The organism is Candidatus Dormiibacterota bacterium, from assembly GCA_035544955.1.
Taxonomy (GTDB): domain Bacteria; phylum Chloroflexota; class Dormibacteria; order CF-121; family CF-121; genus CF-13.
This window is the reverse complement of record DASZZN010000033.1, coordinates 180,380-192,752: the sequence shown is the minus strand read 5'-3', so window position 1 is coordinate 192,752 and position 12,373 is coordinate 180,380. Positions and strand designations below refer to the sequence as shown.

8 protein-coding genes are annotated in these 12,373 nt (G+C 65.3%); 7 read left to right on the top strand and 1 reads right to left on the bottom strand.

Annotation, left to right across the window (positions count from 1 at the left end; translation table 11 throughout):
- The first annotated feature begins 54 nt into the window (after window positions 1-54).
- The 7 genes from VHK65_12120 to VHK65_12090 all read left to right on the top strand — a co-directional run bounded on the left by VHK65_12120 (window position 55) and on the right by VHK65_12090 (window position 11,864).
- Window positions 55-3,507 carry an EAL domain-containing protein gene (locus VHK65_12120; protein ID HVS06890.1) on the top strand — a complete coding sequence of 1,151 codons (3,453 nt, stop codon included), beginning with the start codon at window positions 55-57 and terminating at the stop codon, window positions 3,505-3,507.
- 209 nt (window positions 3,508-3,716) lie between these two features.
- A complete protein-coding gene (locus tag VHK65_12115; protein HVS06889.1) occupies window positions 3,717-3,839 on the top strand; it encodes a hypothetical protein in 123 nt (40 codons plus the stop codon).
- 10 nt (window positions 3,840-3,849) lie between these two features.
- Window positions 3,850-4,152, top strand: coding sequence for an Asp-tRNA(Asn)/Glu-tRNA(Gln) amidotransferase subunit GatC (gene gatC / locus VHK65_12110; GenBank protein ID HVS06888.1), 303 nt, complete (start codon window positions 3,850-3,852; stop codon window positions 4,150-4,152).
- Window positions 4,149-5,621 (top strand): Asp-tRNA(Asn)/Glu-tRNA(Gln) amidotransferase subunit GatA, encoded by a 1,473-nt coding sequence (gene gatA / locus VHK65_12105; GenBank protein ID HVS06887.1) that lies wholly within the window; start codon window positions 4,149-4,151, stop codon window positions 5,619-5,621. The genes gatC and gatA overlap by 4 nt, the downstream gene beginning before the upstream one ends.
- Window positions 5,621-7,072, top strand: a complete 1,452-nt coding sequence (gatB, locus tag VHK65_12100) for an Asp-tRNA(Asn)/Glu-tRNA(Gln) amidotransferase subunit GatB (GenBank protein HVS06886.1) — start codon at window positions 5,621-5,623, stop codon at window positions 7,070-7,072. The genes gatA and gatB overlap by 1 nt, the downstream gene beginning before the upstream one ends.
- Window positions 7,072-8,304, top strand: a complete 1,233-nt coding sequence (locus VHK65_12095; GenBank protein ID HVS06885.1) for a class I SAM-dependent RNA methyltransferase — start codon at window positions 7,072-7,074, stop codon at window positions 8,302-8,304. Before gatB ends, VHK65_12095 begins: the two co-directional genes overlap by 1 nt.
- Window positions 8,301-11,864 (top strand): DNA polymerase III subunit alpha, encoded by a 3,564-nt coding sequence (locus tag VHK65_12090; protein HVS06884.1) that lies wholly within the window; start codon window positions 8,301-8,303, stop codon window positions 11,862-11,864. Before VHK65_12095 ends, VHK65_12090 begins: the two co-directional genes overlap by 4 nt.
- Here VHK65_12090 and VHK65_12085 read toward each other — a convergent pair.
- Window positions 11,861-12,367 (bottom strand): YggT family protein, encoded by a 507-nt coding sequence (locus VHK65_12085; GenBank protein HVS06883.1) that lies wholly within the window; start codon window positions 12,365-12,367, stop codon window positions 11,861-11,863. The genes VHK65_12090 and VHK65_12085 overlap by 4 nt on opposite strands.
- Window positions 12,368-12,373 lie beyond the last annotated feature (6 nt).

The following is a 12,373-nucleotide window of genomic DNA, read 5'->3' as shown; positions in this document are numbered from 1 at the left end:
ACTCGTGACAGGTCCTTAACCTTTCTTTCGCGGGGCGCGACGCATATTGCGGGCATGTCGATCCCGCCCGTCCTGGCGGTGCCCGGCGGTCGCGCCGTCGGTCGCCTAAAGAAGATCGGCGCCCGTGGTCTGGTCGCCTTGCTGGCGGCCACCATCATCATGGTGGTTTCGGTCCTCGGAGCCCTCTTGCCCGATGCCACCCTGCCCCTCACCTGGTACGTGCCGGTGCTCGACAGCGCCATGGTGGTCATGCTCGCCGTCGTCCTCCTTCTCTCGTCGACCGACGTGGTGATCCGCCGCCATGGCCGGTCGCTTCCCCTGGCGTTCGTCAGCATCGTGCTCGGCGTGTTGTGGCTGCAGCACATGCTGACCTTCCCGGGTGTCGCTCCGTTCATGATGCCGTTCGTGACCAACCAGACAGCGCCCGTCCTCTTTCACGTCGCGCACATCGGCACACCGGTGCTCTTCGCCTGGATCCTCTTCCACCGGGCCGGTCCGCTGGCCGAACCGCGGCGGTCATTGGTCAGGGCCGTTGCCCTGGCGTTGGGTGTGAGTCTCGCGGCCGTCGCCGTCACAGCCGGTCTCGCTCCCATCCTGCCTCCGCTGATCGTCGACGGCCGCTTCACCGGATTCAACACCCTGCTTCAGGGCGGCCCGTTTCTCGCCATCGCCTTTGTCGCCCTCGCTTATCGCCGCGCGCGTGGCCCGGACCGCCGCATCGCGACGAGTGTGATCGCCGGTTTGATCTTCGTCTGCATCGAGACCATGGTCTTCATGTTCATGCAGGCTCGGTACGACGGATTCTGGTACGTCGGGCATGCCTTGACGGTGCTTCCCTGCGCCGCCCTCCTGGTGGGCACGGTCGGTCTCTATAACGCCGCCCGCCAGGACGCCGAGGTCCAACTGCGGGTCGTGGAACAGCTCAAGGTGTCGCAGCAACGGCTTCAGGTCATCATCGACACGTCACCAAGTGCCGTGATCACGGCGGACGAAAGCGGCCTCATCACCGGCTGGAACCGGAAGGCGGAACAGATCTTCGGGTGGTCGCACGATGAAGCCATGGGACGGACCATGACGGGCACGATCATTGCGCGTCGTTATCGGGAGGCCCACCAGCGGGGGCTGGCACGGTTCATTGAAACCGGCGACGGCCGGCTGGTCGGCAAGACGGTCGAGCTGGCGGGGCTGCACCGGGACGGCCATGAATTTCCCGTCGAGATCTCGGTCGCGGCGACGTCGCGTTCCGGCGCGAACGTGGCCTTCGTTGCGTTCGTCAGCGATGTCAGCCAGCGACGCATGGCCGAGCGCCTGCGCGGCGTGCAGTTTGCCGTCACCCGGCCGCTGGCCAACGCCGCAACCTGGGCGGAGGCGGCACCCCAAGTTCTGCAGGGCATCTGCGAGACGCTGGGCTGGACGGTCGGCGAGTTCTGGGCGGTGGATCGGGAGGCGAATGTCCTGCGCTTGGAGTTTGGGTGGTACCGGCCGACCAAGGATGTCGCGGCGTTCGAAGCCGCCAGCCGCGAGTTAACGTTCGCCCGCGGGGCCGGACTGGTCGGTCGAGTGTGGGCGACCGGCCGTGCCACGTCGATCGAGGATGTCGCCGGCGACCGCGTTTCGCCGCGCACTTCGGCGGCGCTGAGCGCCGGGCTGCACGCCAAGTTCGCCTTTGCGGTCACGAATGGGCGGAAGGTCACCGGCGTCATTGCCCTCTTCAGCAACGAGCGGCACTCACTGGACCGCCCTACCATCCGGGTGATGGCCGACATCGGCAGCCAGATCGGCCACTTCATCGAGCGGCGTCGGGCCGAGGAGGAATTGCGACGCAGCGGCGACCGGATCCGCGCGATTCTAGACAACGTTGCCGACGGCATCATCACCATCGACGAGCGCCTGGTCATCCGCTCCTATAACCCGGCGGCGGAGCGGCTCTTTGGCTACGCCCCGGAAGAGGTGATCGGAAAGGAGTTCGCGCGTCTGATCGCCGATGCGTGCCGCGGAGAAATCAAGCCGCAGCTTCGCGCCTACTTGCGCCCGCACAAGCGCGAGGTGATGATGGGCCGCCACGAGACGTCGGGCCTCCGGAAGGATGGCATCGCTTTCCCAATGGAGTTCAACGTCGGCCGGCTCGGCCCGCAGCGGTTGGTGATCGGGAGCCTGCGCGACTTCTCGGAGCGCAAGGCGGAGACGGAGGCGCTGCAGTACCGCGCGCTGCACGATCCCTTGACGGGCCTGCCTAATCGGACGTTTCTCCGCGAGCGGCTCGAGGAGACGATTCGCGCCGGTGAGCGTGAGATGAAACCGTGTGCGGTCTTGCTGATGGACCTTGATGGGTTTAAGAGCGTGAACGACAGCCTCGGACACGAGGCAGGCGACCGGCTGCTGCAGCAGGTTGGTCAGCGGATGCGTGGCGTGCTCCGCAGGGCGGACACCATCGCCCGCTATGGTGGCGACGAGTTTGCTGTCGTGCCGTGGGGCGCGACCGATGTTACCCGTGCGGTACTGATCGCGGAAAAGATCCTGCAGGCGGTCGACAACCCCTTTACCATCGACGACCAGCCCATCACCGTCCCTATGAGCATCGGGATTGCAATCTTCCCGCAGCACGCCGACGATGCCGACGCCCTGACGCGCCGGGCGGATGTCGCGATGTACGCGGCCAAGCGCGCCCGGAGCGGTTTCAGCGTTTACTCGGCCGACCAGGAGGGCGGTGAAAACGGCGGACGCGTGCCGCTGATTGGCAAGCTGCGCTACGCCATCGACCAGTTCGAGCTCGTGCTTCACTACCAGCCCATCGTGTCAGCGACGGACGGGCTTCCCATCAAGGTGGAGGCGCTGGTTCGCTGGGGCCATCCCAGCCACGGGTTGCTGCCACCCGATGACTTCATCCCCTCCGCGGAGCAGACCAACCTGATCAAGCCGCTGACCGCGTGGGTGCTCAACGAGGCCCTGGGCCAGGTTAATGCCTGGTCGAGAGCGGGCATCGACATCGGGGTGGCCGTGAATCTCTCGGCCCGAAACCTGCTCGACGAGGAGCTTCCCGATGCCGTGGCAGAATTGCTACGCACGTGGCAGGTGGCTCCCGAGATGCTCAGCCTCGAAATCACCGAGCGGTCGATCATCGCATCGACTGAGGCGGAGGAAACGCTGCAGCGACTGCACGCCATGGGCGTCGGGATCTCGGTCGATGACTTCGGCACCGGCTACTCGTCGCTGACCTACCTCAAGCGCCTGCCGGTACAGGAGATCAAAATCGACAAGTCCTTCGTCCTGGACATGGCGACAAACGGGGACGGCGCCGCCATCGTGCGCTCGACGATCGATCTCGGGCACAACCTGGGGATGAAAGTCGTGGCGGAGGGCGTCGAGGATGAGGAGACCGAGGCGCTGCTGCGCGAGTACGGCTGTGACTTCATCCAGGGCTTCCACATCGCCCGCCCAGCCGCGGCCGGCCTTCTTGGGCCGTGGCTACGGGCGCGTGCTGCCCTGAACGGCGCGCTCAGCGCCTAGTTCTTAGTACCCTCGGTTCAGGACAGTAGCGGGGTGCTGACCCTCAACCGACGAATTAACACGTACGCGATGCGGCACCCGTGGTGGTTCGCGGGCGCCGGCTTCTTGTTCATCGTCCTGCTTTCGTTCGTCATCTTGCTGGTGTTTCACCAATCGTTCTTCGTTGGTCTTTTTGGGGCGGGCGGCGCGGCGCTCGGGACGGCGGTGGCTTGGTCCAATCGGCGCAGGGGCCGGCCGATGCGACCCACCAGAAGCTGTCGATCGTCGCCGGCATGCTCGTCGGGTTTTACGTCCTCGGATTACTGCTCCAGGTGACCGGCTTGCTTCGGTAACCTATAGGTCTTGCCCGAACCCGAGTCTGAGCTTTCGTCCCGCGAGGTCGAGCACGTTGCCCGCCTGGCGCGACTGGGGATCACACCAGAAGAAGTCGTCCGCTACCGGGATCAGCTGCGCCACATCCTGACCGCGATCGACGCCCTGAAACGGGCCGATACCTCGAAGGTGCCGGCGACCGCGCACCCGCTCGAAGAGCGGAACGTGATGCGGGAGGACGTAAGGGAACCCTCGCTCCCGGCCGAGGCGGCGCTGAAAAATGCTCCCAGCCGCGAAGGCCCGTACTTTAAGGTCAAGGCGATCCAGGAATGACGCTCTTTCAGCGAACGATCCGCGAGCTGCACCAGATGCTGGTCGACCGAGAGATCTCGTCGGTCGAGCTGACCGAGTCGGTGCTCGGCCAGATCGCGGCAGTCGGCGAGAAGACGAAGGCCTACCTGGTCGTCACCCGCGACCTGGCGCTTCGCCAGGCGAAGGCGGCCGACGAGCGGCTACGCGCCAAACGCGATGTGAAGCCGCTCACCGGGATCCCGATCGCGCTGAAGGACGTCCTCTGCGTACAGGACGTCGTTTCCACCGCAGGGTCCAAGATCCTCAAAGGATTTTCGCCGCCCTACAGCGCGACCGTGGTCGAGCGTCTCGAGGCCGAAGGGGCCGTCTTTTTGGGCAAGACGAACTGCGACGAGTTCGCGATGGGCTCCTCGAACGAGAACTCGGGCTATTGGCCGGTGCACAATCCCTGGGCGCTCGACCGGGTCCCGGGCGGTTCGAGCGGCGGGTCGGCCGCGGCGGTCGCGTCCGGCGAAGCCATCGGGGGGCTCGGCAGCGACACCGGCGGCTCCATCCGGCAGCCGGCGGCGCTGACCGGCATCGTCGGCTTTAAGCCGACGTACGGGCGCGTCAGCCGCTACGGACTGATCGCGTTTGCCTCATCGCTCGATCAGATCGGCCCGATGACGCGCGACGTCGCCGACAGCGCCGTCCTGCTGCAGGCGATCGCTGGGCACGATCCTCGCGACTCCACCAGCTCGACGCGCCCGGTGCCCGATTACCTGGCGACCCTGCGCAATGGCGTCAAGGGCAAGCGCCTGGGGGTGCCGAAGGAATACTTCGTCGCCGGGATGGAGCCGGCGGTCGAGCAGGCGGTCCGCGACGCGATACGCCTCCTCGAGCAGCAGGGGGCGTCGATCGAGGAAGTCAGCCTGCCCCATAGCGACGTCGCCCTGCCCGCCTACTACGTCATCGCGCCGGCCGAGGCCAGCTCCAATCTTGCGCGCTACGACGGGGTCCGATACGGCTACCAGGCGGAAGGCGCGAAAAATCTGATCGAGGAGTACATGCTCACGCGTCAGCAGGGTTTCGGCCCCGAGGTCAAGCGCCGGATCGTGCTCGGCACCTACGCACTCAGCTCCGGCTACTACGACGCCTACTACCTGCAGGCCCAAAAGGTCCGCACCCTGATCATCGAGGACTTCAAAGCCGCCTTCCAGAAAGTCGACGCGCTGCTGGGGGCCACTTCCCCGACCGTCGCTTTCCCTCTGGGAGCGAAGACGCAGGATCCGGTGGCGATGTACCTCAACGACATCATTACGATCCCGGCGAACCTGGGAAACGTCTGCGGCATCTCGGTGCCGTGCGGCCTTGCCGACGGCCTGCCGATCGGCCTGCAGGTGATCGCGCCCGGATTCCGGGAAGAGGTCGCGCTGCAGGTCGCCTATGCCTTCGAGGCGGCGTCCGACTTCCGCAAGCTGCAGTCTCCACTGATGCGGTCGGCGGCCTGATGGCCGTAGCCACCCGATACGAAGTCGTCGTCGGCCTGGAGGTACACGCCCAGGTTCTGACCCAGAGCAAGATGTTTTGCGGCTGCTCGACCGACTACCTGACCACGCCGCCCAACGCGAACACCTGCCCGGTCTGCCTCGGGCTCCCCGGATCGCTCCCGGTGATCAACCGACGCGCGGTCGAGGCGACGATCCGCACCGCGCTCGCCTTGAACTGCGAGATTCCCGAATTTTCCAAGTTCGATCGCAAGAACTACTTCTATCCAGACCTGCCCAAGGGCTACCAGATCTCGCAATATGACCTGCCGTTCAGCCGCAACGGTCACCTCGACTTCGACGTGAAAGGCGAGGCGCGGCGCTGCGGCATCACCCGCGTCCACCTCGAGGAGGACACCGGCAAGCTGCAGCATGCCGGCGCGATTGAGGAGTCCCAGTCTTCGCTCGTCGACTTCAACCGCGCCGGGGTGCCCTTGATGGAGATCGTCTCGGAGCCCGATCTGCGCAGCGCCGACGAGGCGCGCGAGTACGTCATGCGCTTGCGCGCGATCCTGCAGTACATCGGGGTTAACAACGGCGACATGGAGTCAGGACAACTTCGCTGCGACGCGAACGTGTCGCTGCGGCCGGTCGGCCAGGCGGAGTTCGGTACCAAAGTCGAGGTCAAGAACATGAACTCCTTTCGGGCGATTCACCGCGCGATCGAGTACGAGATCGGTCGGCAAACCGAGGTGCTCGACACGGGGGGCCGCCTGGTCCAGGAGACGCGCGGCTGGAACGATGCCCGGGGACTGACGGTGTCGCAGCGCACCAAGGAGTTCGCCGAAGACTATCGGTACTTTCCAGAGCCGGACCTGCCGCCGCTCGAAGTCAGCCGCGAGTGGGTGGCGGAGATCCGGTCGAGCCTCCCCGAGCTGCCGGCGGCACGCCGGGAACGGTTCATCACCGCCTACGGCCTGACTCCCTACGATGCCTCGTTGCTGACCTCGTCGAAGCCGATGGCTGCCTACTTCGAGGAAACCGTCCGGCTGGGTGCTCCCGCGAAGGCGGTGGCGAACTGGATCCTCAGCGACTTCAGCCGGCTGCTCAATGCCGACCACAAAGAGATCGAGGAGGCGTCGGTCAAGCCCACCCATCTGCAGCAATTGATCGAGCTGATCGACTCGGGCGTCATCAGCGGCAAGATGGCGAAGGAGACCTTCGAGGTGATGTACCGCGCGCCCGACCCAGCGCCGGCGCTGACGGCATTGAAGGGCTCGAGCCAGATCAGCGGCGACGCCGAGCTGGAGGCCATCGCCGAGCAGGTCATCGCCGAAAATGCCAAGTCCGTCGCGGACTTCAAGGCGGGCAAGCAACAGGCCCTGAAGTTCCTCATCGGCCAGGGGATGAAGATCTCCAAAGGCCGGGCCAACCCGCAGCGGCTCGAGGCCTCGCTCCGAGAGAAGATCAAATAGTGCAACTGACGGTTGGCGAGCTCGCCCACGGCGGGGCGGCGGTGGCGCGCATCGATGGCCGCGTCGTGTTCGTCGAAGGGGCCATCCCCGGCGAGACGGTCGAGGCCGAGGTCACGCATCGGCGCAAGGACTTCTGGCGCGCCCAGGCCACCGCGGTGCTGGACCCCGCAGCCGCGCGCGTCGAGCCACCCTGTCCGTACTTCAAGGCGGGATGCGGCGGGTGTCAGCTGCAGTACCTCGCCTATCCTGAGCAGCTCGCCCAGAAACGCCAGGTGCTGCATCGCCAGCTCGAGCGTGCCCACCTGGAATTTCCGATCGATCGCATCGACGTCCTGGGGATGGATGATCCCTGGCGCTACCGGCTCCGCGGCGAGTTCCACGTCCTGCGTCGCGGCGGAGCGGTCAGCCTTGGCTTCTACCGCAAGCACACGTACCAGACGCTGCCGATCGACGCCTGCCTGATCCACGCCGAAGCGATCGAGCGGGCGCTCCCAGCATTCGCGCGTGCCGCGGAGGATCCGGCGGCGGCTCGGGTCACGGCCCTGCAGTTCACCTGGGCGCCCGGCACGAGCGATCTCCTCTGGGCGCCCTATCCACCGGGTACGGCCGATCCTGGATTCGGCACCCGGGCCGCGGGTTGGATTCCGGAGTTGAATCTCAACGACGATTCCATCGGCATGGACGATGCCGGCCGGCACTTTCGCGTGCGTCCTGAGGCGTTCGTCCAGGTCAACGCGCGGCAGCGCGACGTGCTCTACGAGCGCGCGGTCGCGTTTGCGCAGCTCAGTGGTCGCGAGCAGGTCGTCGACGCGTATGCAGGGATCGGGATGCTCACGGCTCGTCTCGCCGGTGATGCCGCGAATGTCATCGCGGTAGAAGAGAGTCCCTACGCAGTCCGGCTCGGTGAGCTCAACATGCAGCTCAACGCCTGTGGCAATGTCCGCTACCGCCGCGGCCGGGTGGAGGATATCGTGAGCCAGGTCGATGAGGCCGTCGACGTCGTGGTCCTCGATCCGCCACGCGCCGGTTGTGCCGAGGCCGCCGTCGAGGCGATGGCGAACTTGCGGGCCGAACGGATTGTCTACATCTCGTGTGATCCGTCGACGCTGGCGCGAGATGTCAATCGTTTTTGTGCCGCCGGACGCTATACCCTAGTGGAGGTGGCTTTCGTCGACATGTTTCCCCAGACCTTCCACATCGAGGCGGTCGTCAAGCTCGAACGGAACGCATGAGCTTCGTCCACCTTCACACGCACTCCGAATTCAGCTTGCTCGACGGCGCGAGCCGGATCTCGGAGATGGTCCGCCTCGCCGCGGAGACCGGAATGCCGGCGATCGCGCTCACTGATCACGGCGTGCTCTACGGTGCCGTCGATCTCTACCTGCAGGCCAAGGCAGCCGGCATCAACCCGATCATCGGCCAGGAGGCCTACGTCGCGACTCGCTCGCGCCACCAGAAGGAAGGTCGCGCCGACCGTGATCCTTATCACCTGATCCTGCTCGTCAAGGACCTGACCGGCTATCGAAACCTCATCAAGCTTTCCAGCCTGGCCCACCTCGAGGGGTATTACTACAAGCCCCGGATCGACAAAGCCCTCCTGGCCGAGCACACCGAGGGACTCATCGCGCTCTCGAGCTGCCTCGGCGGCGAGGTGGCCAGCCGGTTGCTCGAGGGTGACGAGGCAGGCGCGGAGCAGGCCGCCTTCGAATACCAGCGAATGTTCGGCGACGATTATTTCCTCGAGATCCAGGACCACGGCATGGAGGAGCAGGCCCGGGTCAACGAGGGGCTCGCCCGGTTGTCCCAGCGCACGGGGATCCCGCTGGTCGCAACCAATGACTCGCACTACACGCGACGGGACGACGCCGAGGCGCACGACATCCTCCTCTGCCTGCAGACGGGCACGGTCGTCTCGGATCAGAAACGTATGCGATTCCACAACGACGAGTTCTACCTCAAGACGCCCGCCGAGATGGCCGAGCGGTTCCGCGATTTCCCGGAGGCGGTGGCCAACACGGTGACGATCGCGGGGCGCTGCCATCTCGAGCTCGACACCAAGCCCCTGCTGCCTCGCTTCGAGGTCCCGGCCGGAGAGAATGCCGAAAGCTATCTGCGGCGGCTGGCGGAAGAAGGCCTCAAGACACGCTATCCCGAGATGGGCCAGGTCGTGCGTGATCGCTTCGAGACGGAGCTGTCCGTGATTCAGGAGATGGGCTACGCGCCCTACTTCCTCATCGTCAGCGACTTCATCGCTTACGCCCGGGCCAACGGTGTCGCGGTTGGACCCGGACGCGGATCGGCCGCGGGCAGCATCGTGTGTTACGGGCTTGGCATCACGACTCTCGATCCACTGCAGCACGGGCTGATCTTCGAGCGCTTCCTCAACCGCGAGCGGATCTCGATGCCCGATATCGACGTCGACTTTGACGACAGGAATCGCGATCGCGTCATCGAATACGTCGGCCAGAAGTATGGGCAGGATCACGTCGCCCAGATCATCACGTTCGGCACGATGAAGGCGCGCGCGGTCATTCGTGACGTGGGGCGTGCCCTTGACGTCCCGCTGCGCGAGGTCGACCACCTCGCGAAGTTGGTGCCGCCCACGCTCAACATGACGCTCGACAAGGCGATTCAGATGGTTCCAGAGCTGGCCCAGGCCGAGAAGGATCCGCTCTACGAGCGCCTGCTGAGGAACGCGCGGAAGCTCGAGGGCCTTGTCCGCCATGCCTCGACGCATGCGGCCGGCATCGTGATCACGCCGGAGCCGCTGCAGCAGTACGTGCCACTGCAAGCCAGCATCACCCGTGGCGAGAAGAACGGCCAGGAGAAACGGGCGGTGATGACGCAATACGAGATGAATGCCGTTCAGAAGATCGGGCTGCTGAAAATGGACTTCCTCGGGCTGCGCAACCTCTCGATCATCGAGGACACGCTGAAAAACCTGGAGGCGACACGACGGCTGAAACTGGACCTCGCACAGATCCCGTGGGATGATCCAGCGACCTTCCGGTTGCTGCAAGCCGGCGACACGAACGGTGTCTTCCAACTCGAGTCGGCCGGCCTCCGCCGCCTTCTGCAGGACATGCGACCGACTACCTTCGATGACATCACCGCCGCGAACGCACTCTTCCGCCCCGGACCGCTGGAGGGCGGCCTGGTCGACCAGTACGTGAAGCGCAAGCACGGCGAGGAGGAGATCGTCTACCTGCTACCGCAGCTCGAGCCGATTCTCAAAGAGACCTACGGCGTCATCGTCTACCAGGAGCAGGTCATGAACGTCGCCCGCCAGCTCGCCGGGTTCAGCCTGGGCGAGGCGGACGTGCTGCGCGGGGCAATGGGCAAGAAAAAGAAAGAAGAGATGGCGAAGATGCGCGCCAAGTTCATCGAGGGTGCGACCAACCGGGGGGTAGGCGAGTCGAAGGCCACCGAGATCTTCGACCTGATGGCCTACTTCGCCGGGTACGGTTTCCCGAAGGCGCACAGCGCCGCCTACGCGGTCATCTCGTACCAGACCGCGTATCTCAAGGCCAATTACCCCCTGGAGTACCTGGCGGCGCTGCTCAACAACGAAGCCGGCAACTACGACAAAGTCGCGGCCGCGGTCCTCGACTGCCACGCGCGGGACATCGAGGTTCTGCCGCCCGACGTCAACTGCTCCGAGGCCGGCTTCTCCGTCCAGGATGGAAAGATTCGCTACGGCCTGGCCGTGATCAAGAACGTGGGCACCCACGCGATCGAGCTGTTGCTCAACGAGCGGCGGGCGAACGGCTCCTTCAAGTCATTGCTTGATCTCTCCGTCCGCGTCGACCCGCGCGAAATGAACAAGCGTGTCCTCGAGAGCCTGATCCGCTCCGGCGCGACCGACAGCCTGGGTGAGCGTGGCCGTTTGCTGGCGAGCATCGATCGGGTCAGCGACCGCGCGGCACAGATCATCAGCGAACGGGAGAGCGGCCAGACGAACCTGTTCGGCATGCTACCCGACGCAGACGAGCTGGACGACCCGGCGGCCGGCCTGGTCTCGGCGATGCCGCCGATGCCCGACGAGGAGCGACTCAGGGGCGAGAAGGAGCTGCTCGGTCTGTATCTGTCGGATCATCCGTTGCGGCGCATCGAGCAGGAGCTGCACGCCAAGGTCGACACCTATGCCAACCAGGTCACGCCCGACATGGAGGACTACGAGGTGCGCATTGGCGGCGTCATCAAGGCGGTGCGGCCGATCGTGACCAAGACCGGGAAGCCGATGGCGTTCGTCCAGCTCGAGGACCTGACAGCCACGATTGAAGTCATCGTCTTCACCAGGCTGTTCGAGGAGAGCCGCGCGCTCTTACTTTCGGACAACATCGTGATTGTCCGCGGCAAGGTCGATGCGCGCAGCGCGGCCGGCGAGGACGAGGAGCGCGGCGAAGTCGCGAAAGTCATCGCGGACGAGATTCTCGCGTTTGATGACGCGGGTCACGAATTCTGGGTGCGCAACCAGGTCGTCCACCTCGATGTGCCGGCCGAGGCGACAGCGGATCAAATGGCGGCCCTCCAGGAGATCATCGGTCGTTGCGCCGGCCCGGACCGCGTCGTGCTGCACCTGCAACGCGCCGATCAGATCGTCGACATGGACCTCGGCGAAAAGTTCCGGGTGCAGGGTGGCGGGCTCGCCGGCGACCGTGCCCAACGCGAAATCGACGCGCTGTTTTCACGACCCGTCTGGCGTCTCGAGGTTATTCGGCGGCGCGCACCTGAGCGCCAGGTCAACGGCGGCCGGCAGCCGCGGACGCTCGTCGGCTCGGCGAGTTCTTAGCCGATCCCGAAGAAGCTGGCCAGGGTCGAGACCAGGACCAGGGCGGCCAGCAAAACGACGAAGGCCGCGATCGGCGCCCAATCGAACTCGCGCGGGCGTTTCGGAAACCACTGCCGGAACGGCCGGGCAAAGGGCTCGGTCGCCTGCATCACCATCTGCGTGATCGGATGCCAGGGATCCATCTGAAAGAACCCGAAGAACACGCGGATCAGCACCAGGATGATGCAGAAGATAAGGGCAGAGCGGACGATGACGAGCAGGGCGACCGCGATGTTCGCCGTGCCGATGAAGGCCTGCAAGGCATAGAGCAGAATGATGCCGACGAGGAAAGAGAGATCCAGCCCGCCGGCCGGGGGGATGACCCGGCGAAGCGGCGCCAGGTACCACTCGGTGGCCATGACGACGATCCGCCCGGCCTCGGTGTACAGCATCTGCGGGAACCAGGAGAAGATCGCGCGCACGATCAAGAGCAGGATCAGAATCTGGATCAGAATCTGGATCAAGCTGGC